The organism is uncultured Formosa sp., assembly GCF_947500765.1.
Classification (GTDB): Bacteria; Bacteroidota; Bacteroidia; order Flavobacteriales; family Flavobacteriaceae; genus Formosa.
In genome coordinates this window covers 411794-434395 of record NZ_CANMTH010000002.1, presented here as the reverse complement: position 1 = coordinate 434395, position 22602 = coordinate 411794, and the positions used below count along the sequence as shown (strand labels likewise).

Below are 22602 nucleotides of genomic sequence, written 5' to 3'. Positions count from 1 at the left end.
CATTAAGAGATAAGATAAAAAGCTGTTACATAGTTTTTCATTGGTCACCACACACACAACAACTACAACACAACGACCATTGTTTAATTAGAATAAAAAAATTTATGATTCCAAAAGTTTTTAAAGAGGTCATTGACCTTGGTGATGGAAGAGAAATCTCCATTGAAACCGGAAAATTAGCGAAACAAGCTCATGGATCGGTAGTTGTAAAATCTGGAAAATGTATGTTATTATGTACATTAGTTTCAAATTACAAACAAAGTGATGTAGACTTTTTACCATTAACGGTAGATTACAGAGAAAAATTTGCTGCAGCAGGTCGTTACCCTGGAGGTTTCTTCAAAAGAGAAGCTAGACCAAGTGACGGAGAAGTATTAACCATGCGTCTTGTAGACCGTGTTTTACGTCCATTATTTCCAAAAGATTATCACGCAGAAACTCAAGTTATGATTCAGTTAATGTCTCATGACCCTGAAGTTATGCCAGATGCTATGGCTGGTTTAGCCGCTTCTGCAGCTATTCAGTTATCTGACGTGCCTTTTGAAACACCAATCTCTGAAGCTAGAGTAGGTCGTATTAATGGCGAATTTATTATCAACCCAACAAGAGCACAATTAGAAGAATCTGACATCGATATGATGATTGGAGCATCTGCTGATTCTGTTATGATGGTTGAAGGTGAAATGTTAGAAATTTCTGAAGAAGAAATGGCTGAAGCAATTAAATTTGCTCACGAAGCAATTAAAGTACAATGTGCTGCTCAAGTAAGATTAGCAGAAGCTTTCGGTAAAAAAGAAACACGTGAGTACGATGCAGAAAGAGAAGATGAAGCTGTAGAAAAAAGAGTTAAAGAATTAACTTACGATAAAGTGTATGCCGTTGCTAAAAAAGCATCTGCAAAACACGAAAGAAGTGCTGCCTTTGATGAGATTAAAGCAGAAGTTAAAGCTTCTTTTACAGAAGAAGAATTAGAAGAATTTGGAGACTTAGTGTCTAAATATTTTTATAAAGCTGAAAAAACTGCAATTAGAGATTTAACTCTAAATGAAGGTTTGCGTTTAGATGGCCGTAAGACTGACGAGATTAGACCAATTTGGTGTGAGGTAGATTACTTACCATCTACACACGGTTCTTCAATATTTACTCGTGGAGAAACTCAAGCATTAGCTACAGTAACTTTAGGAACATCTAGAGAAGCTAATCAAATAGATATGCCATCTTTTGAAGGTGAAGAACGTTTCTATTTACATTACAACTTCCCTCCTTTTTCTACTGGTGAAGCGCGTCCTTTAAGAGGAACGTCTCGTCGTGAAGTTGGACACGGAAACTTAGCACAACGTGCTTTAAAAAACATGATTCCTACAGACTGTCCTTATACTGTACGTGTAGTATCAGAAATTCTAGAATCTAACGGGTCGTCTTCTATGGCAACTGTTTGTGCTGGAACAATGGCATTAATGGATGCCGGTGTACAATTAAAAAAACCAGTTTCAGGTATTGCAATGGGCTTAATTACAGATGTTGAATCTGGAAAATATGCTGTATTATCTGATATTTTAGGTGATGAAGATCACTTAGGAGATATGGACTTTAAAGTAACAGGTACTGCAGATGGTATTACGGCTTGCCAAATGGATATTAAAGTAAAAGGATTATCTTACGAAATTCTTGTAAATGCTTTAAAACAAGCTCGAGATGGTCGTTTACATATTTTAGGATTATTAACAGATACTATATCTGGACCTAATGAAGATGTGAAGCCTCACTCTCCAAAAATGATTACTAGAAGAATCCCTAATGAATTTATTGGAGCATTAATTGGACCTGGAGGAAAAGTAATACAAGAACTTCAAAAAACAACAAATACAACAATTGTTATTAACGAAGACCCTATCACAGAAGAAGGTATTGTTGAAATATTAGGTGTTGGTAACGAAGGGATTGATGCTGTTCAAACCAAAATAGATTCATTATTATTCAAGCCACAAGTTGGTAGCGTTTACGAAGTAAAAGTTATTAAAATGTTGGATTTTGGAGCTGTAGTTGAATATATGGATGCACCAGGAAATGAAGTATTATTACACGTAAGCGAATTAGCTTGGGAACGCACAGAAAATGTTTCTGATGTTGTAAATATGGGAGACGTATTTGATGTGAAATATTTCGGAACAGATCCAAAAACACGTAAAGAAAAAGTATCTCGCAAAGCGATTTTGCCAAAACCAGAAGGTTATGTAGCAAGACCACCACGCGAACGTGATGATAGAAAACCTAGAGACAACAGAAATCGTGACAACAGACGTGACGATAGAAAACCTAGAGAAAAAAGAGATTAATTATATAATCTTATAGTAATAATAAAAGCCAATCTTGTTCATTCAAGATTGGCTTTTATCTTTCTAAGTCTAGACACTTATAATAGATAAAAAAATATTACTAGCCTGATTAACAATTTTATAAATCGTATAAAAAACATAAATTAATTATATCGTTTATTTTTTATAAAAAACTCAATTTTATTGTAACATTTATAACAACGTTTACGTATAACTACATACAAAGGAGTATTCACTTAATTATTTACAGAAGAAGTTTACATGAGACAACTTAAAATTACGAAGCAGGTTACTAACAGAGAAACAGCTTCGCTAGATAAATATCTTCAAGAAATTGGAAAAGTTGACTTAATTACCGCAGACGAAGAAGTAGAATTAGCACAACGCATTAAAGCTGGTGATCAAATCGCTTTAGAAAAATTAACAAAAGCTAATTTACGTTTTGTGGTTTCGGTAGCAAAGCAATATCAAAATCAGGGTCTAACATTACCAGATTTAATTAATGAAGGTAATTTAGGGTTGATTAAAGCTGCACAACGTTTTGATGAAACGCGTGGGTTTAAATTTATATCATATGCTGTATGGTGGATCCGTCAATCTATCTTACAAGCATTAGCTGAACAATCTAGGATTGTACGTTTACCTTTAAACAAAATTGGTTCTATTAACAAAATTAATAAAACGTTTGCATTCTTAGAACAAGCTCATGAACGCCCACCAAGTGCGGAAGAGATTGCTAAAGAATTAGACATGACAATTAACGATGTTAAAGAGTCTATGAAAAATTCTGGTCGTCACGTTAGTATGGACGCACCTTTAGTTGAAGGAGAAGATTCAAACTTATACGATGTATTAAATAGTGGTGAATCTCCGAATCCAGATCGTGAATTATTACATGAATCTTTACGTACAGAGATCGAACGCGCTTTAGAAACATTAACACCTAGAGAAGCTGATGTAATTCGTTTATATTTCGGATTAGGGAATCAACATCCTATGACACTTGAAGAAATAGGAGAAACATTTGATCTTACTCGAGAACGTGTTAGACAAATAAAAGAAAAAGCAATACGTAGATTAAAACATACATCGCGAAGCAAAATATTAAAAACATATTTAGGCTAAGCCTTAAACAGTAACAAACAGTTTAACTCTTTAAAGAGAAAAATAACTGTTCGTTTTTTGATTGATGAAAGAACCCTTGGCTGATTACCAAGGGTTCATTTTTTTGTATTACTTTAGCGCAAAAATTATAACAATGAGTTCAAAATTAATTGCCCCATCTATTTTAGCAGCAGATTTTGGTAACCTTCAAAGAGATATTGAAATGGTTAATAATAGTGAGGCTGACTGGTTTCATATTGATATAATGGACGGTGTTTTTGTACCCAACATATCTTATGGTATGCCTGTTTTAGAAGCAATTACTAAACATGCAAAGAAGATAATCGATGTGCATTTAATGATAATTGACCCTGATCGCTATATTAAAACTTTTGCAGATTTAGGAAGTGATGTACTAACGGTACATTACGAAGCATGCACACATCTACACAGAACACTTCAGGCAATCAAATCTGAAGGAATGAAAGCTGGAGTAGCTCTTAATCCACATACAAATATTAATGTATTAGAAGACACTATTAACGATATTGATGTGGTATTGATAATGAGTGTTAACCCCGGTTTTGGTGGACAGAGTTTTATTGAAAACACATATAATAAAATAAAACAATTAAAAGAACTTATTACACGCAAAGGAGCACATACTAAAATTGAAATAGATGGAGGTGTTACAAACAAAAATGCAAAACTATTGACTGATTCTGGTGCCGATATTTTAGTAGCAGGAAGCTATGTATTTAAAAGTTCTGAACAAATGAAAACAATTTCCGAACTAAAGGACCTTGTGAATTCTTAATCAATATTAAATATTTAATATTTTTACAAGTAATTAATTTTCATTATACTAGTACTCGAATTGATTGATTACCATTAAACTAAAAAAAAGGTTTATTATCTAAATAAAGAAAATAAACTTCATTAATAAATATTTAAACATTATTTTTAACAAAAAAATTAATATGAAAAAGATTACAGCCATACTTTTTTTTCTAATGTGTACATCATTCGCCTATAGCCAATTTAGAGGTTATGATGAATGGGTTGCAAGTGTAGGGATAAATATAGTAGATAATAGTGCCTATAAAGATCCTCTAAAAGGATCTGAAGACTGGAGCTTTAGTACTCCTTTTACAGTGGGTATTGAATACAAATTTGATGAATATTGGTCTCTAAGTCCTATGCTATCTTTAAATAAAATTGATAGATTTTATGTAGACGCTTCTCAAGCTATAGATACAGGTTTAGAACATGGCTGGTTGGAAGAAAGTGGTACATATTTTTCTTTCGATGTTAATGGTAAATTTTATTTTGATGAACTAATTGCTAGAAATGACCAAATAGACGCCTATGCTGGTTTAGGTTTAGGTTATTTTAATGTGTCAAGTGAATCTAATATCTCTGGAAACTTTGCTTTAGGATTAAGATTTTGGTTTACTCCACAATATGGTGTAAGACTACAGAGTATGGCTAAATTTGCTTTTGATAATGATAAAGTATATGCAAATAATAATTTTATACATAGTTTAGAATTTCTACTTAGATTCTAGTTACAAGAATACAATTTATATATACAACAAAAGAGATAGCTTATTAATAAGCTATCTCTTTTGTATTTAAAATAGTTTCATAAAAAAACGATTATCATCACTATATTTTGTGAGATAACATAATCTATAAATTTTAATATAATAACAACCTAACAGACATACTTAGGTAAATAAAAAGGCTTTTAGCTAATTTTAAGACTATTCAAAATAAATCTGAATATAATTCATCTTTCTTCTCGATAATTACTAAAAAACACCCTAAACGTTTGTTAGCTTAGGATGTTTAATAAACATATATATCTTTATAAATATAAAAACTATAACTTTCTTATTTTCTGTTTAATTCCCTCTTTAAACCAGTTCCATGAGAACCTTTTAAGAACAGCTTTTTCCTTATTATAACCATAACCATAACCGTAATTATAGCCATAACCTCTTGATGTTTTTGATTCACTAATATTATTTATTACGTAAACCATATTGTTAAGTTTTTTATTATCGTATAATTCACTAGAAAAACCTAATAATTTTTTTTCAGTGAATCCAGCTCTAGTCACATAAACAGTAGCATCAGCATATTGAGAAATTAACAAAGTATCTGAAACGTGAATAATTGGAGCTGTATCAATTATTATATAATCATACAACAGTTTTGCTTCATCTATTAAACCTTCTAATCTACCATTAGATAACAATTCCGTTGGGTTCGGAGGAATTGTACCTGCAGTTAAAACATCTAAATAATTTACATTATAACTACTTTTTTGTAAATTATCTTTCCAATTAACATCTGAATCAAAAAGATAATTTGAAAGACCTTTTGCTTTTTTTGGCCCATCCGTTACTGCAATTTTTGGATTTCTTAAATCGGCACCGATCAACAAAACCTTTTTATTAATACTAGAAAAAGCTAACGATAAATTAACCGAAACAAAAGTTTTCCCTTCTCCTTTTATAGTCGAAGTCACATAAACAATATGAGCTTCATCATTTGGTTTACGAGCTAACGCATATTTTAAATTAGCGCTTAAAATTCTAAATGATTCTGCAAGTATCGTTCTATCATGCGGATTCTCAAATAATTTATGTTCTGATTTGACTTCAGGTATTTCTCCAATTATTGGAATACGTTTTGATTGCTTCAAAACATCCGATTTATCATGAATTTTAGTATCAGATTTAAACATAAGAAACAAAATACCGAAGGGTAACAATAATGCTCCTAAAATACTTTTCATATAGATACCCTTAGCATCAGGACTTACCGGTCTACCAGAACTTGAAGCATACTCTACAACTTTTACAGAAGGAGAAGTAATGGCTAGGTTAATAGCAGCTTCTTCTCTTTTTTGAAGTAGCAATAGATATAAGTTTTCCTTAATATTCTGTTGTCTTTCAATTGAACGTAGCACTTTTTCTTTTTGAGGCATACTCTTAACTAAACCTTTGGCGTTACTTTCTTCATTTTGTAAACGGTTCAACGACGTATTCAATTGTATAAAATAAGATTCTAAAGACGTTTTTAAATTACTTCTCAAATCCAAAAGCTGAGCATCCAAAGCCACAACTTTAGGATTTTTAATACCAGCACTAGCAATTAAATTTTCGCGTTGTAAAACGATTTTATTATATTGATCTATAATACCACTTGTATTAGCACTTTGCAAATCTAAGTTCTCAGGCATTAAAGAACTTAAATCATTACTAGATAAAGGTTCTGCTAATAATTTAGCCAAAGCTATTTGATTTTCTAATTCAAATACTGCATTTTCTGAGGAAGTACGTTTTGCCATGCTATACCCAACATCAGAACTGAAAGTGACTAAATTATTATCTTGTTGAAAATCCTTTTTACCTACTTCAATAGAATCTAATTCTTCAGCTAGATAAATAAAACGATCATCAACAAAATCAATAGTCCTCTGAAATACTAATTGACGATCAATCACTCCATCTTCATTAAATTGTTCTACAATCTTATTTAAAGCATCCTCAGATCTTTTTTTGTTTTCTCCTGCAATGGATATTTGTAAAATATCTGTTAATCCAACTTTACTTATTAAAATTGAATTAGATAAACTACTAGCCGCTGATGATATAGGTTGAACAGTCACTATATAAGTTAATCCAATATGTTGTTTAATCCAATTTTCAGTTTGAACTAAAAAAGGATACCCATCTCTTGGAGAGTTTAAATTATAACCATTGACAGAAAATTCATCTAAATGATCTTCACCTTTACTTATAGTTAAACCATTTTCTTTTATCTCAATATTAAAAGTCGCACCAAGGATTTGATCATTGGGTTTTAAATACACTATTTTTAATGGCCCTTTCCATTGTTCTTTAGTTGTAAATTGTCCCTCAATAAAATATCTAATATGTAAATCTAAACTATCAACAACTTTAGCTAATAAACGTTTAGACTTAATAATTTGAATTTCATTTTCTAAACTCTTAGTGTCAGAGAACATTGCTCCACCTTTAGGAGATAATTCTAATCCTTTAGATTCATCTAAAATCTTAATTTGAGCAGATGAACTATATATTTCTGGAGTATACCTTAAGTATATAAATGCAGATATAACTCCAATTATTAAACATAACGCAAACCATCTCCAATAATGTAAATAGTTTAAAATTTCTTCTTTTATATTTATACTAGAGTTACTCTCCTCTAAGTTATTATTTAAAAACTCTTCTGCCATTACTTCTAATTATTTAATAATAAAATTAAGGTTAGAGCAAAAGAAACAACACTAAAGACTCCTGTTAGACTTGTAATATAACCTGCTTTTTTAACCCCTGGTCCATTTTGGTTGACAACAATTATATCATTTTGTTTTATTGAATAATACGGGCTAGTAAACCAATCTGTTTTTGTCATATCGATGTGTGCTACTGTACGTACTTGATCAACTTCTCTAATAATCATAACATCCTCTCTAACACCATTGATAGATAAATCTCCTGCCATACCTAATGCTTGGGGTAACGTTATTGTTTCTTCATTATAATCATAAGTACCAGGACTACCTACTTCCCCTAAAACAGTAAACTTTGCATTCACGATTCTTACTATCACAGTAGGATCTTTCAAGTGGCCATCCTCAATTAAAATTTGTCTAATATAATCTTCAAGTTCTTTTGTAGATTTATTTTTCACTTGAAGTTTACCTAAAATAGGAAATGTAATTTCACCTGTAGAAGAGACTAAATATCCTTGCAATTTCATCATATCTGAATTGTTACTAGAACCTGTCGTATTACTCCTATTATAGGGTTCTGCAGCTTCAGAAACTAAAGACTTAACCGATATACTTAATATATCATTAATTTGAATTTTGGTTGTATTAAGAATAACTTCTTCTGGTATATTTTCATAATCTTGAAAATATAAAATTTCCTTCTTAGTAGCACAAGAGGTTGCAAAAAGAAAAGCTAAGAACACTCCTAGCAATCTAAATAATTTCATTTAAACTTTATTTTAGTTTGATTTACAAATATAAGCGTAATACACTCAATCACAAATGTTTTATTTTGCTTTAGAAAAACTAATTAAATGTAGCTTTTTAAGTAATTTATTCATCTTAATTCGTTTGTTGAACACACTATAATTAATAAAAAAAGGTAAGCAAAACATAAATATACCTGAAACAATAACTATTGATAATAATAAATTAACATTTAAATTTTGAAACAATAAAGCTATAATTAACACAGAAGTTGAAGCAATTGCAATAACAATTGTTACTTGCCAATGCTTTAAACCTAATTGTAACATCTGATGATGAATATGATTTTTATCGGGACTAAAAGGGTGTTTTTTATATATAACTACTCGAACGTAAAAAATACGTAGCGTATCTAATAAAGGAAAAAACAATATTGCTAAGACTAATAAAGGCGCATTCAAATGAAATTGAGCCGCTACATTTAATTGATTAATATGAATAAATGCAATTGACTGAAATGCAAGTAAAAAGCCGACAACCATTGACCCAGTGTCGCCCATAAAAATCTTTCTAACCTTTGAAAAATTAAAATATAGAAATGGAATTAAAGCCCCTACTAAAGCCAAAGAAACAACCGTTAAAGACATCTCCTGCATTTTAAAAAACAGAAAACCATAAAACAAAGAGACTAAAAGTCCGACTGAACCAGCTAGACCATCTAATCCATCAATTAAATTATAAGCATTTATAATTAAAATAAACACGAACAATGTAAATCCAACAGATAAGAAATAAGGTAATTCACCTAGACCTAAAATACCTGAAAAGGTTATAATTCTTAGATCTGTAATTAAAATAACCATCAATGCAGCTATAATTTGTCCTAGCATTTTTTTCTTCGGAGAAAGTATCAAGATATCATCCTTTACTCCCAAAAAAAACAAAATGATTAAAGCTCCAACAACTGGCATTAATAATTTAGCATCTAAAAAGGCTCCTGATAATGTTAAGACTATAGCAACGGCAAAGAATATCCCAATTCCACCTAGTGTTGGCACTGTCTTAGAATGCACACTACGTTTATCCGGAACATCTACTAATTGTTTGGCATGAGCTATAAAAATGATTGTTGGGAAAGCTAAAAAAGCAGTAATTAATGCTAATAAGAAAGGAAATAATAATAAAACAGTTCCATTTCCACTGTCAATAATTGAGGTTAATAAATTCATTAATAGCGATTTAAATATAATTATACAACTTTAAAAAATCGTACAACTTGGGGTTGGTTTAATAAAAAAATAAAATTCTATAACATAGAATATCAATGACTTATTATCAATAATTTTTATTATTGATATAAATTTCTATTTAATATAGTAATATACAAAACTTCTTTAAAAAAAACACGTTTAAGCATCCCTATGAGTTTGTTTTGCAAAAATAGATTTTACTTTTTAAATAATTGAGGAATCTTAGATAAGTTTTTAGAACAAATCACTAACACTGGGCTTCCCATTTTATTACCTTTTACAGCCATATAATCTTCTCTTGTTTTTAACCAAATATTCTTCAAACTTCTATTACTTGCTCCTCCAACACGCATTTTAGTAATCACCTCAGGAAGGTAATTAAACCGAAGAGAAGCATCTTTAAAAATACGCAACATTAAATCGTAATCTGCGGCTATTTTGAAATTTAAATTAAATAAACCATGTTTTAAATAGACTGATTTCTTTAAAAATAAAGTTGGATGAGCGGGCATCCAACCTTGTTTTAATAATTTTTCTGAAAATGGTTGACTTTTCCAGTTTCGAACAATCTTATCTGAGTTTGTTGAGTTTATATAGTGTAAATCACCATAAACCCCATCTACTTTATTAGATTTAAATGCTTCAACAATATGATTAATGGTTTCATTTGAAGCAAAAAAATCATCAGAATGCAAAAAGCCTACAACATCACCAGTCGCTTTTTCTATTCCTTTATTCAATGCATCGTAGATGCCCTTATCGGCTTCTGACACACTAATTATATTTTCATGCTTAAGCTTAGCCTTTTCAATTATGCTTAACGTGTCATCTGTAGATGCGCCATCGATTATAATGTATTCTATGTTATTATAATTTTGATTTAAAACAGATTTTAAGCAATCTTCTATAGTTTTTTCACTATTATATGTGGCCGTGATTATTGAAACTTTCATTAGTCTATTTTCTTTTTCGTATTTGTTTTGCTGGGTTTCCTTGATAAATGTAATTAGCTTCTAATGTTTTTGTTGCAACAGAATTCACTGTTAAAATAGCATGAGATTCAATTTTTACATTAGGGCAAACCACAGATTTTGCACCTAACCAAGCACCATCTTCAATTAGAATCTCTCCAACCATTAAATCGAAAGTCGATTTTTTATAATTATGATTCCCACATAATAACATGGCTTCTTGAGATATACAAGCATGATTACCTATAGTCACTTTTGCTAAATTATCGATCCAAACCTTCTCTCCTATCCATGAATAATCACCAATAGTTAATAACCATGGATATTTTATATTCACGCCAGGCTTTATGACTACTCCTGTTCCTATTTTAGCTCCAAAACGTTTCAAAAGAAACACTTTTATACTAGAAACAGGATTTAAAGGATTTATAAAAAACAACACATTAACAAAATACCAGAGTAAGATTTTAAGTTTACCTCCTGGCTGATACCAATTATTATTATAAGTTGATAAATCCGTTTTCAAATTAGTGTTCAGCTTTAAGTAAATTATCGAAATAACTGATTGTTTTTACCAAACCTTCTTCTAAATGAATCTTTGGTTCCCATCCATTTAATTCTTTCTTAGCTAAATCTATTACCGGTTTACGTTGTAAAGGATCGTCTTGAGGTAATGGTAAATGAATAATTTTAGACGTAGAATTAGTCATTTCTATAACTTTACTTGCCAATTCCATCATAGTAAATTCTACTGGATTACCAATGTTTACTGGTCCTGTAAAACCATCGCGACTGCCCATCATACGAATAGATCCTTCTACTAAATCATCAACATACTGAAAAGAACGCGTCTGACTTCCATCTCCAAACATCGTAATATCTTCACCTTTTAATGCCTGAACAATGAAATTAGACACAACTCTCCCATCATTAGGATTCATATTTGGACCATACGTATTAAAAATTCTAATAATTTTAATATCTACCTCGTTTTGCAAATGATAATCCATAAATAACGTTTCTGCACAACGCTTTCCTTCATCGTAGCAAGAGCGTAATCCTATTGGATTTACATTTCCCCAATAGGATTCTGGTTGTGGGTGCACAGCTGGATCTCCATACACTTCACTTGTAGAAGCTTGCAATATTTTAGCTTTAACACGTTTTGCTAATCCTAACATATTTATAGCTCCCATAACCGACGTTTTAATCGTTTTTATAGGATTGTATTGATAATGTACTGGAGATGCTGGACAAGCCATATTGTAAATCTCATCGACCTCAATCATGTAAGGTTGAGTAACATCGTGACGAACCAACTCGAAATAATGATGATCCATTAAATGTTCAATATTCTTTTTACTTCCTGTAAAATAATTATCTAAACAGATAACTTCATTACCTTCATTTAATAAGCGTTCACATAAATGCGAACCTACGAAACCTGCTCCTCCGGTTATTAGTATTCTTTTCATTTTATATTTTCTATTTAAATAATTTCTTAGTATCGATTACAAGTTGTGGTTTTTGAGTAAAGGTCTCAGCAAAATCATATGAAGATTTAGACCATGTATTAAAACTAACTTTATCCATTTCCGCAAAGTGGTTGATTTTATCCACAAACTTATCTGTTTCGGACAAAGGTACTGAATATCCAATATATTTTTCTTTTAGTTTTTCCCAGGGCGTTTGATCTGAAATAATTACAGGACACCCATTTTGCCAAGATTCCATGATTACATGCCCGAAATTCTCATGCATAGTCGGTAATAACAATATATGCTGATTTTTTAATGTATCTTTTAATTTATAATTAGGAATTGCTCCTAAATAAGAAACCTCAATATGTTTGGGCATTTTTTTAATATATTCTTCACAAGATTGCCAATATTCAGATTCATCTATCGGACCTATTATTGAAAAACTAATTTTATATTCAGAATTAGTTTTAGACAAATATTCCAAAGCCTTTAATAAATTTTTCTTGAGTGCAATTCTAGAAAGGAAAAACACATTTAGACACTTTTCTCTTTTTTCTTTATCCTGATATACTCCCATTTTAGAAGATAGATTTGGAGCTATACGAGTATCTAACTCATGTCCGAACTGCATTTCGATTTCTTCCTTTTCTAAACTGGACGTTGCATGCCAAACCACTTTTTTATGCAATCCATTTAATTTAAATAATGAAATAAATATTTTCTTCTTTAAAGGTTTTATGGCTAGAGCTCCTTTACCAACCATCCCTCTGGGGGCTAAAACTTGTTTTAATGCTGTTTTTCTATATGTCCATAAAGGAAGTAAGGTGAATTTTACAGAAAACAAAGAATTATAATACACATAATCGTAATGTTCTTCTTCAATTATCTTTTTATAACGTGTACTATTCTGATGATTCTCATCTAAATACATCACTTTATAATTCGCTTTAACTTGCCACGTGTTAAATTCTAAATTATCATAAGGAACAGATTCTCCTAAATCTTTATTTGAAGTCACTATCGATATATCAAACTCATCATGAAGGTGAAATACAATATTATTTACAGATTGAATTGGTCCTCCTGCTTTATAACCTGGTAGAAACCAATCTATAAAAATTAATATTTTTTCTTTTTTAGGCATTAACAACGTCCTTATAAATAGTTAAATAATCTTCTACAATCTTATCAATATGAAATCTTTCGACATTTACTTGGCCTTTATTTATTAATTCATTTTGCATCTCTACATTAGAAGTAATCGTTAGCACAGCCTTTCTGATTTCTTCAATATTATATGGATCTACTAAATAAGCCGTATCTCCTGCAATCTCTTTCATTGCTCCTATATTAGACGTAATAACGGGTCTACCAACAGCCTGGGCTTCTATAATAGGCATTCCAAAACCTTCATAAGTAGATGCAAACAAAACCAAATCACAGGCTTTATAGGCTTCAATAATGTCGTTATAAGGAATTTGAAACATCGATTTATACTCTAATTTATACCGTGTTAAAAGCCTTAATTGATCTTCTGTTAATTTTCCTATAATCGTTAATTTACAAGTTATTCCGTTTAACGCTTCAAAAGTACGTTCTAAATTTTTATTAGGCTTAGTTCCTATTAATAAAATATTTGGACAAATTGTATTTTTTGCTTTTGGCGAATAGCTAAGTTCCGTGTTAACGGGGTTATAAACGACTTTAATTTTATCCTTTGCAAAGGGTATTACTTTGCAAAGTTCTGCTTTAGTAAATTCAGAAATTACAGTAATTCTCTTCACGAAAATAGCGGGTAACGTAAACCAAACAAGCTTAAGATATGTACGTTTTAAAATATTACCTTTCAAAATGGAACCAATATCATGAATAGTTAACACTGATTTTTTTCCTGTCGCCAATGCCATATAATTGACATCTCCAGTAATATGATTTACTTGATTAAGAGACTTCTTTTTAAAACTTAAAATATTTTTTAAAATAACTATAGGACTGCCTCCTGAAAACTCTAGTTCCTGGGTATCAACTTCTACCTTATCTTTAAGTCTGGTTTGAATGGCTCCAAACAGCTCTTCAATACTATTGTATTGTGGTAGTCGTTTTCTGAAGATGTAATTTATTCGTTGTCGCATTTATGCTTTAATCATTATTAAACATTCCTGAAATACCTATCAAACTGCTTATATAATATATTTCTCATAAGATAAACGGGAACAAAATACGTGATCATATTCCCCATTACTTTGATCATATTAAAACTATAAACACTAATTAAAAAATAGAAAGGGATAATAAAAATAACGGCCCAAAATATAGTTTTAGATTTATTAAAAAATAAATTTATAACATATCCAAATATAGCACCTAGAAACACCAAAAAAGGAAACATATTTATAGGCCCAAAATCAATATAGGCATCAGTCATATAACCAATACTATGAGATGCTTTCCCTCCCCCCATTAGGCCTAACATAGTATATTTATTAGTATGCGCAGAATCATCAATTATTCCTTTATTAGGAAAAAATATTCTAGGTTTAAAATAGAAAGAAACTGCATTTGTAAAAATATCACCATCTTGATATGGTATCTTATCTGGAACATTATCTAATGTAATTGAGAAAAACTCGATATAACTAATACGATCTAATAAATCATCAACAGCATCGTCCATATCTTCTAATGTTAAGTCTTCTAAAAGAGATATCATTTTGTTAACACCATCAGATTGCGATACAATAACTTTTTGTCCTCCACCTCCAGATAAATAATCTCTAAACTGAAACTTAACAGATGTCCAAACTAGACCAAGCATTAGAGTAACTATACCTAGCATAAAAAACTTCAACAACTTTGATGTATCAATTTGATAAACAACACTTAACATACCAATAAAGGTTATAATAATAATATCTTTAAATGATGAAAAATATCCAGTAAAACCTATTAAAATTTCAACTAAAATAACAAGGTATAATAATTTTAAATCTCTTTTATAATAATTTGCATAAACATAAGCCCAAAGAAAAACTCCCCACTTTAATTTAGAAAAAGCCATTAGAATGGTATTTAATCCAGGTATATAATTTTTTAATATAAATAAAAATGAAAATCCAAAGGTTAATATTAAATAACAAATTAATATTTTCCGAACAGAATAACTCGGATCTATCATTTTATCAACTGTCAAATGACTCATTTTTTTGTTAGTCATCCAATACAGCCCTATGCCAAAACAAATTAACCCAATATTACTTATGGTGTTAGCATTATACAACCTATAAATATTTTGATAAAAACTAAACTGCTCTTCTAATGGAATATTAACAATGTTTCCATATACAATTTTAATATTTATGGCCAACCATTGAAAAAGTAGCGCAAAAAAAAGTGTTGCATATATTGGGTTTCTTAATCTAAAAAACAATTGAAATAAAACAGCCAATGAGAAAAAGGCCAATAAACTGGACATGAAATGCGGGCCTATTAGAGCTAACAATAACCATGGAATTGCTAAAAAGCCTATAATTTTAGATGCTTCTTTATTCACTTAAATATCGATTTGTATTTTGCATATCTTACTTTACTATAATTAACTTTAATGTATTGTACTTCTTCAAGAAATAACTTATGTTTTAAAGTTTACTATTAACGATGATTGCAAACCTAAATATTTATATGGTATAAATTTAGCTATAAGTGTAGAAATACAAATGGCAACAACATTTAAACTAACCACGTATAAATAAGTTTCAGTAGAAATATTTAAAAATAAAAAGCTAATTTTTATTAAATAAAATATGGGCCAGTGTATTACAAGGTATACCAATGATTTTTCACCTATCCATGATAAAATTTTCAGATTAACATCTCTAAAAAACATCAAACATAGATTTATAGCAAACAAGGCACTTAAGATAAATAACAAATAATTACCATACATTAATTTATTATTATGAAAATCTATATAACTAGCAAAAAATATAGACATCACTATAAATGGTAAAACTAACCATAATCGTATTTTAATAATTCTATCTGGCACTTTAAATTCGCCACATAATAATCCTGATAACGTAAAAAAAAGTCCTAAGGGAAAACTATGTAACCCCAGTAGCATTTTGATATTATTTTTTTGAAGAACCCAACTTAAAAACAATAAAGAGATGGCTATAATTATTTTGAAATTGAAATTTAAACGTGCGATAAAAGGAAATATCATTTTAATAAAAAAAAGAGATAATAAAAACCAAAGTGGTGAGTTTCCTATTGTATCTCCACTTGAGATTAGGAAAAACAATGGAGCTATTGGCATTTTCCATAAAGGATAGCCTTCTGTTAATAATTCAGGTACTGTTAGCAGGTAACCTACCGCAGTCCAAATTAACATTGGAATAATTAGTTGATCTATACCCTTTCTAAAAGTTACATTTAATCCTTTACCTTTTTTGTGCAAGAAACCTGTCTTAAAATAAAACCAGGACATAAAAAAATATAAACATTTTAACAGAAAAATATAAATAATTGACTCTGTTAAATCCCCCCACTGAAAAGCATGCAAAATCACCATCCAAATTATCATAATTCCGGATATAATATCTAAGCTTTTATCTCTTTCTAAACTCATAAAAGAACTACTTTACTTCTATAATAACATTGAATTAAACTTATTCCTTAATTTTATAAATAAACAGAATTAAATCCCTATAAAACAGCAAAATAAAACACTAGACATCTACATTTATTTGCTTATGTAATAATAATCTTAATCCTAAAGGATTATAGAAAGAAGCAACTAATAGAACTCCGTTAAAACTTTCACTTAAGACTTAAGATTCTTTAGAATTTTATTTATCTGCTGAATGATTTAATTTTTCAATAATATTCTTCAGTCTTTTATTACTAAAAAATTTAATACCATTATTTGTCTTATGTTTAATGGTATCTGATTCAAAAATTTTATTTGTATTAAAATGATTTAACTTTATATCGAACTTCTCGTTAATATTATCAATATTAGTGTTGTAATTATTTATAAAATCTGTTAAATTATAAATCACAATATCTTGAGGATAAAGTTCCTTAAATTTTAAAATACTTTCATTATAAACACTCCATGCGTTATAATGATTATACTTTAAATACTGGCTATAAACAGGATAAATGAGTAGATGCATAAAACGCCTAAGTTTATCATAATTTACTTTATTCTTTATTTTATACCAATATCTCCTATCCAATGAATTTACAACCTCATCATAATCCCTATAAATTGCAATGACTTTTAAATCTGGAATAATTTTCTTCCATTCTACTAAATACAATGTGCTTCTAGGGTCTTTCCAACCCCAAATTTTATGTTTTTCTCTGTCCTTGATTAATTTTTTTATTAGTGGTATTTGAGCTTCAGAAAACGTTAAATTATAATCATGTATTCCCTTTAACCCTGTACTATCATATCCTTTTTCTTTTAAATCTTTTTCATGAAGGTTTACAAAATCATAATCTTCAAAATGACCATTTTTATTATCAAATCCCCCATCCATCAAATTATCTCCAATAAACAATCCTGATTCTCTTAACAAATTAGTACTTAAAGAAGTTCCAGACCTATGCATACCTGCTATTAAAATAACATTATTACTTTCTATCATAAACTAATTTTTAAATGCCTTTTTATAATATAACTTCCTTAAAAAAGGCTTATTTAATTTCACAATACTTAGCGCTTTTAGAACCCCATATCTAAAATAATAACCAGAAACTGTACTATATTTTTTTATAACATTAAGAAAATGCTTAGCTTCTTTTTTATCTCCAGTTCGTAATAGATTTAAATACAAACCAAAATATTGATTATAAACACGCCATTTAAGACCTCGCTTAATGTATTTTAAATTATTTTCTGGAACTCTTTTCAATAATGTATTTATTATGGCATCATTCTCTTCTATTCTGTAAATCCACATCTTAGGGTTTCTACTTAACTGCCCTGTATGCCTTCTCAATTTAATCAAATACTTTTGGATAATCCCTACCGGTAAATGTTCTGTAATACGACACCAAAATTCAAAATCACCGGAATATTTTAAGTTCACGTCAAAATAGCCATACCTTTCAAAAATATGTTTTCTAATTGAAACATTGGCTATATTCCCAGGAACACTCCCTGCTACCAAAGATGTTAATGTATGCGTTAAAGCACTCATCTTATCATTATTTGACAAAGGAGCTTTATCAATAATTACATCATTTTCATTAATAACTTCAACTCTTGAAAATGCATATGCAATATTTGGATGAGCGTTATGAAACTTTACCGTTTCTATTAAACAATTAGGGTTCATAATATCATCTTGAGACCATAAATGTATTATTTCTCCTTTGGCATGTTTAATTAGATTATTCAAATTCCCAAAAAGTCCTAAATTTTTTTCATTATGAAAAACTCTTAAATTTTTGTTTTGAAGTTGATCTAAATAATTTCTAGTATCATCATCTGACGGGCTATCATTACCAACCAATACTTCAAAAGACACGTCTATTTGAGATAAAACAGATTCTAAAGAGACTTTAAATAAAGGCATCCCCTTATATGAGGGTACTATTACAGTAATATCTACTGCTTTTTGAGTTTCCATATACTAATTCAAATTATTTTGTAAATAGGGTCTATTAATTATTAATACATAATCCTAAATAGAATTATACTTTTAGAATGCATCTTCTAAAGCTTCTACAATAGCTGTAAAGTTCCATTTTTTTATATCTTTTTGAGCTACCTCTCCCATCGTTTTTAAATTACTAATTGACAAGGTATTAAATATATCTAATAAAGCGGGCTCATCGTGGTAGTCAAAAACATAACCATTCTCACCTATTTTCACGACATCTGATGCACAACCAACTTTAGTACTTACAATTACCGGTCTAGAAGATGCCATAGCTTCATTTACGGCTAGTCCCCAAGTTTCTCCTGGACCTTTAGATGGCAAACAAAACACATTTCCTAAACGATACAAAATAGGCATTTTACTCTGATTCTGGAATGGTATAAATTTTATATTGGAATCATTTTTGGCTAAAACCAGTAATTCATTTTCTAGAGGACCGTGACCAACCATTAACAACTTTAATGGGGTTTGGCGGGTTTCATTAGCCTTTTGAACGGCTTTTAATAAGAAGTCAGGTTGTTTTTTAGACTCAAATTTACCCGCAAATAACACGACTAAATCATCTGAAGCATAGCCTAGCTCTTTACGCCAATTTAAAGCTAAACCCTCATAATTATCATTTTCCGAATCATTAAATCTAGCGTTATCAATCGCATGAGGGGCCAATATTAATTGACTCTCTTTTAATCCTACGGATTTAAAATAGGCTTTATTCTGAGAACCTACATAAAATGCTTTATCTATTGACTTGTATATATATGTTAAATAATATTTTCGTAATACTTGTCTAATTCCAGGGCTATCATCTAGCAATGTAGAATCGCCTCTAAACCAAACGGGTATTTTTCCCTTAAAATAGGTCATCGCATTTAAGTGACTTTTTAAGTACCATCCAAAGATTAAAATAGCGTCTGGTTTCCAGTTATTAATTTTATCATTTAATTCTGGACAATCAATTCCGTTTTTATGGTGTGTTCCTGGATCTGCCGAAATATTATTTATAAACTCGTAAGTATATCCTTCTAATAATGGAATGTCCCATTTAATAGTTCTACCAAATGTTTTATCTTTTACTTCTTCTGCAGCTTGAGACCATGTATAAAACACTTTAATGGCTACATTTTGTCTCTCAGCCATTAATCTAAACCAAGGTGCATAATATTGTATAGGATGCGTCGTGACTATTGCTAATTTTTTCAAACTATTTAGTTTTGGTTTAAAACTTTATCCATAGCTTCAGCTAATACTTTTGCAGATTGTTTTGAAGAATATTGATCTAAAGATTGCAACTTTGGAGTCCAAGATTCAACATTTTGATATGGATTTAAAACTTTCACCATTTCATCTACAATTTTAGGTTTAGTATCTCCCTCATGGTATGGCACCAAATAGGCATCAGCTTTAACATCTTGAATAACCTTTACCGCAGAACTTTCTGCGTGTAAAACAGTAAACAACGGACGTTCGCTTAACAAACATTGAAATGTTTTTGAAGCTGTATAATGTTTCTCTGTACTTCCAAATAACATTACGCGATCTGCCTGCGATAAATAGTTTAAAATATTTAAAAATGGCTGACGTTCTCTTTGCTCTACAACAATATCTTCTAGTCCATAATCTGCTGCATAAGCCGTTATACGCTTAGCGGGATATGGACCTGTTCCTATAAAAAACAGTTTAATATCTGCATCCCAATTTCCATTATCTTTTAATGTTTTAATGGCATTAAAAAAGCAATCCATAAACAAATGTGAATTTGGAAGAAAGGCCCCTGCATAAATCCAAGGCTTACAATTCTCTATACCATCCCATGGCATTTTTAACCCCTCTAATTTCAATTTATGATCGTTTGGGTCGAAACCATAAGGCATACCTGCATGCACCGGTGGTGTCTTAAAATTACGTTCAATTACTGGCCAGTAATACGGTGTAGATACTCCTGTTATAAACGCTGCTTTTTTAACAGCATAAGGTTCTAAAGTTCTAGCCACTGTTTGACTAAGTTTTGCTCTAGTATCGTTTTGATTTGTGATATCACGAACCCATGGATCGATATAATCAATTCCATAAGGAATCCCTGTTTTATCATGTATTACACGACCTAAAATAGCAGTATAAAATGATGGTATCGGAATCCAAATACAATCTATCTTACGCTCTTTACATATTTGTAACGCTTTTTCTTTAAGAAAAGGATATGCTCTTAAGCCAATATCTCCTATAATTCTTGGTTTTGAAACCTTATATGCTTTTGTATATATGACTTCAATATCTTCTGAAGCTGTTTTAGAAATATGCGGATCTGGAGTTTCCTCATAATATTTAGAATCTACGGTAAGTAATAAGGGTTTCCAACCAAATTGCTTTAAGTAGTTACCTATTAAACGTGGTCTTTGCACTCCTGCTAAATTTGCAGGAACCCAATGCGGATATATAATGAGTACTGTTTTCAAAACGTTATTTTTTATAGTATTTGATTCCAAAGTTCTTGAATTTTAATTTGTTCTGCATCCCAACTTAAAGTTTTTCCTTTTTGGAATCTAGATGGTTTATTCGCTTTAATTTGATCTTTATGCTGATACAGTTTTACTATGGTTTCTGAAATTTCAAACTCAGATTGATCGCTCAAAACACCTAGTTCAGGATAATCCGTTATAAACTGTTCTTGCGCTTTTGTATTTGTTGCTAAAATATATAATCCTGCTTGAGCATACGTTATAATTTTGTTGGTTAAGCATATTTGTCTGTTTAGGTCTCTAGAATTAAATTCTAGTGCCAAACCAATATCAAACTGATTTAATGTAGCATGTAGCTCTTGTTGTCCTAAAGGTTCATTTATGGTTATACTCAAATTTGTATGTTCTAATTCTTTACAAATTTTTAAAAGTTCTTGTGTCTCAAAATTTGAATCTAATTCACCTATAAGCGTTAAACTTAGGTCTATGTTAGTGTCTGATTTTGAAATCACTTCTAAAGCTTTAAATAACTGTTCTAAACCGCGTCCAAAACTAATCTTTTGGCTAAACCAAACCAATTTTAAAGCTGTTTCTTTTTTATTTAAATCATGTTCTAAACTCGATAACAAACTGAATTCATTATCATTAAACCCATTTAACACGGCAGCATGACTAGGATGCCCTCCTATTAAATCTAGAGTATACTTACCTATAAGCGGACTAGCAAATGTTATACTTTTTGCTTTCGGTAAAAATGATTTCATTAAAAACTCGGTACGGTTCTTGGCCGTTTCTCCATCTGTCGAAACGATTTCGCCAGGATGATAATCTTCTACGTCGAAAACAAAAGGCACGTTCCACAACTCACTTAACTCATGAGCAGGATATAAAGCCCCCATATTATGGGCACAGATTAAATCGGGTATATTTTTATTTTTTTTTGCTAAATCGTAGATCTGTAAAGACCTTCTATTATTCGCTAAAGCATTTAATTTAAAATGTGTTGAAATTAAACCAGATATTTTTTTAGCTAACTTTTCTGAAATTCCTAAATAAATCCATTTTAATTTATTTGAAGGAATAGCTTCAATTTCTTCTATAGTTAAATAACTTTCGTCGTTATTATTAATTTTTAATAATTGATCTTTTAACTGAAGACTTTTAGCATCGCTCCAATTATTAAGCTTAAACATCATAATAGTTACGCGATGTTTAAGTTGCAAAGCCAACTGCACTTCTTTTACAAGACGCGGATTAGTGGCTAAATTATTGGTGGTAAGGAATAGTAAGTGCTTCAAATTACTTAG

Annotated in this window: 19 protein-coding genes; 4 read left to right on the top strand and 15 right to left on the bottom strand. The window is 30.2% G+C overall.

Annotated elements, in window-relative coordinates:
• Positions 1-104 precede the first annotated feature (104 nt).
• From Q1B05_RS04955 to Q1B05_RS04940, 4 genes are all read left to right on the top strand, one after another.
• Entirely contained in the window at positions 105-2336 is a 2232-nt protein-coding gene (locus tag Q1B05_RS04955) for a polyribonucleotide nucleotidyltransferase (RefSeq protein ID WP_299778208.1), read from the top strand.
• A gap of 261 nt (positions 2337-2597) precedes the next feature.
• Positions 2598-3461, top strand: coding sequence for a sigma-70 family RNA polymerase sigma factor (locus Q1B05_RS04950; protein WP_055435630.1), 864 nt, complete (start codon positions 2598-2600; stop codon positions 3459-3461).
• A 133-nt stretch (positions 3462-3594) separates the two neighbouring features.
• Entirely contained in the window at positions 3595-4257 is a 663-nt protein-coding gene (gene rpe, locus Q1B05_RS04945) for a ribulose-phosphate 3-epimerase (protein WP_299778206.1), read from the top strand.
• Between the two features lie 163 nt (positions 4258-4420).
• Entirely contained in the window at positions 4421-5008 is a 588-nt protein-coding gene (locus Q1B05_RS04940; protein WP_299778204.1) for an outer membrane beta-barrel protein, read from the top strand.
• A gap of 317 nt (positions 5009-5325) precedes the next feature.
• Here Q1B05_RS04940 and Q1B05_RS04935 read toward each other — a convergent pair whose 3' ends face one another.
• From Q1B05_RS04935 to Q1B05_RS04865, 15 genes are all read right to left on the bottom strand, one after another.
• A complete protein-coding gene (locus tag Q1B05_RS04935) occupies positions 5326-7716 on the bottom strand; it encodes a tyrosine-protein kinase (RefSeq protein WP_299778202.1) in 2391 nt (796 codons plus the stop codon).
• Positions 7717-7721: 5 nt separating this feature from the next.
• Entirely contained in the window at positions 7722-8483 is a 762-nt protein-coding gene (locus Q1B05_RS04930; protein WP_299778200.1) for a polysaccharide biosynthesis/export family protein, read from the bottom strand.
• A gap of 60 nt (positions 8484-8543) precedes the next feature.
• Entirely contained in the window at positions 8544-9692 is a 1149-nt protein-coding gene (locus tag Q1B05_RS04925) for a glycosyltransferase family 4 protein (RefSeq protein WP_299778198.1), read from the bottom strand.
• Between the two features lie 218 nt (positions 9693-9910).
• On the bottom strand, positions 9911-10666 hold the full coding sequence (locus Q1B05_RS04920; RefSeq protein ID WP_299778196.1) for a glycosyltransferase family 2 protein: 756 nt from the start codon (positions 10664-10666) through the stop codon (positions 9911-9913).
• A gap of 4 nt (positions 10667-10670) precedes the next feature.
• Positions 10671-11210: a WcaF family extracellular polysaccharide biosynthesis acetyltransferase gene (locus Q1B05_RS04915; RefSeq protein ID WP_299778194.1), complete on the bottom strand. Its 540-nt coding sequence runs from the start codon at positions 11208-11210 to the stop codon at positions 10671-10673.
• Position 11211: 1 nt separating this feature from the next.
• Positions 11212-12159, bottom strand: a complete 948-nt coding sequence (locus Q1B05_RS04910) for a UDP-glucuronic acid decarboxylase family protein (RefSeq protein WP_299778192.1) — start codon at positions 12157-12159, stop codon at positions 11212-11214.
• Between the two features lie 10 nt (positions 12160-12169).
• Positions 12170-13309 carry a glycosyltransferase gene (locus Q1B05_RS04905; protein WP_299778190.1) on the bottom strand — a complete coding sequence of 380 codons (1140 nt, stop codon included), beginning with the start codon at positions 13307-13309 and terminating at the stop codon, positions 12170-12172.
• A complete protein-coding gene (locus Q1B05_RS04900; RefSeq protein WP_299778188.1) occupies positions 13302-14297 on the bottom strand; it encodes a glycosyltransferase family 1 protein in 996 nt (331 codons plus the stop codon). Before Q1B05_RS04900 ends, Q1B05_RS04905 begins: the two co-directional genes overlap by 8 nt.
• A 17-nt stretch (positions 14298-14314) precedes the next feature.
• Positions 14315-15715, bottom strand: a complete 1401-nt coding sequence (locus Q1B05_RS04895; RefSeq protein WP_299778186.1) for a hypothetical protein — start codon at positions 15713-15715, stop codon at positions 14315-14317.
• A 78-nt stretch (positions 15716-15793) separates the two neighbouring features.
• Positions 15794-16792, bottom strand: a complete 999-nt coding sequence (locus Q1B05_RS04890) for an acyltransferase family protein (RefSeq protein WP_299778184.1) — start codon at positions 16790-16792, stop codon at positions 15794-15796.
• A 220-nt stretch (positions 16793-17012) separates the two neighbouring features.
• A complete protein-coding gene (locus Q1B05_RS04885; protein ID WP_299778182.1) occupies positions 17013-17819 on the bottom strand; it encodes a sulfotransferase in 807 nt (268 codons plus the stop codon).
• Between the two features lie 3 nt (positions 17820-17822).
• Entirely contained in the window at positions 17823-18806 is a 984-nt protein-coding gene (locus Q1B05_RS04880) for a glycosyltransferase (RefSeq protein ID WP_299778180.1), read from the bottom strand.
• A gap of 72 nt (positions 18807-18878) precedes the next feature.
• Positions 18879-20039 carry a glycosyltransferase family 4 protein gene (locus Q1B05_RS04875; RefSeq protein ID WP_299778178.1) on the bottom strand — a complete coding sequence of 387 codons (1161 nt, stop codon included), beginning with the start codon at positions 20037-20039 and terminating at the stop codon, positions 18879-18881.
• 5 nt (positions 20040-20044) lie between these two features.
• Positions 20045-21292: a hypothetical protein gene (locus tag Q1B05_RS04870; protein ID WP_299778176.1), complete on the bottom strand. Its 1248-nt coding sequence runs from the start codon at positions 21290-21292 to the stop codon at positions 20045-20047.
• Between the two features lie 11 nt (positions 21293-21303).
• Positions 21304-22593 (bottom strand): hypothetical protein, encoded by a 1290-nt coding sequence (locus Q1B05_RS04865; RefSeq protein WP_299778174.1) that lies wholly within the window; start codon positions 22591-22593, stop codon positions 21304-21306.
• Positions 22594-22602 lie beyond the last annotated feature (9 nt).

What these genes read in the sequence shown, in the direction of transcription:
- Q1B05_RS04955 (WP_299778208.1), top strand. Translation starts at nt 105, where the DNA reads ATGATTCCAAAAGTTTTTAAAGAGGTCATTGACCTTGGTGATGGAAGA.
- Q1B05_RS04950 (WP_055435630.1), top strand. Translation starts at nt 2,598, where the DNA reads ATGAGACAACTTAAAATTACGAAGCAGGTTACTAACAGAGAAACAGCT.
- rpe (WP_299778206.1), top strand. Translation starts at nt 3,595, where the DNA reads ATGAGTTCAAAATTAATTGCCCCATCTATTTTAGCAGCAGATTTTGGT.
- Q1B05_RS04940 (WP_299778204.1), top strand. Translation starts at nt 4,421, where the DNA reads ATGAAAAAGATTACAGCCATACTTTTTTTTCTAATGTGTACATCATTC.
- Q1B05_RS04935 (WP_299778202.1), bottom strand. Translation starts at nt 7,716, where the DNA reads ATGGCAGAAGAGTTTTTAAATAATAACTTAGAGGAGAGTAACTCTAGT.
- Q1B05_RS04930 (WP_299778200.1), bottom strand. Translation starts at nt 8,483, where the DNA reads ATGAAATTATTTAGATTGCTAGGAGTGTTCTTAGCTTTTCTTTTTGCA.
- Q1B05_RS04925 (WP_299778198.1), bottom strand. Translation starts at nt 9,692, where the DNA reads ATGAATTTATTAACCTCAATTATTGACAGTGGAAATGGAACTGTTTTA.
- Q1B05_RS04920 (WP_299778196.1), bottom strand. Translation starts at nt 10,666, where the DNA reads ATGAAAGTTTCAATAATCACGGCCACATATAATAGTGAAAAAACTATA.
- Q1B05_RS04910 (WP_299778192.1), bottom strand. Translation starts at nt 12,159, where the DNA reads ATGAAAAGAATACTAATAACCGGAGGAGCAGGTTTCGTAGGTTCGCAT.
- Q1B05_RS04905 (WP_299778190.1), bottom strand. Translation starts at nt 13,309, where the DNA reads ATGCCTAAAAAAGAAAAAATATTAATTTTTATAGATTGGTTTCTACCA.
- Q1B05_RS04900 (WP_299778188.1), bottom strand. Translation starts at nt 14,297, where the DNA reads ATGCGACAACGAATAAATTACATCTTCAGAAAACGACTACCACAATAC.
- Q1B05_RS04890 (WP_299778184.1), bottom strand. Translation starts at nt 16,792, where the DNA reads ATGAGTTTAGAAAGAGATAAAAGCTTAGATATTATATCCGGAATTATG.
- Q1B05_RS04885 (WP_299778182.1), bottom strand. Translation starts at nt 17,819, where the DNA reads ATGATAGAAAGTAATAATGTTATTTTAATAGCAGGTATGCATAGGTCT.
- Q1B05_RS04880 (WP_299778180.1), bottom strand. Translation starts at nt 18,806, where the DNA reads ATGGAAACTCAAAAAGCAGTAGATATTACTGTAATAGTACCCTCATAT.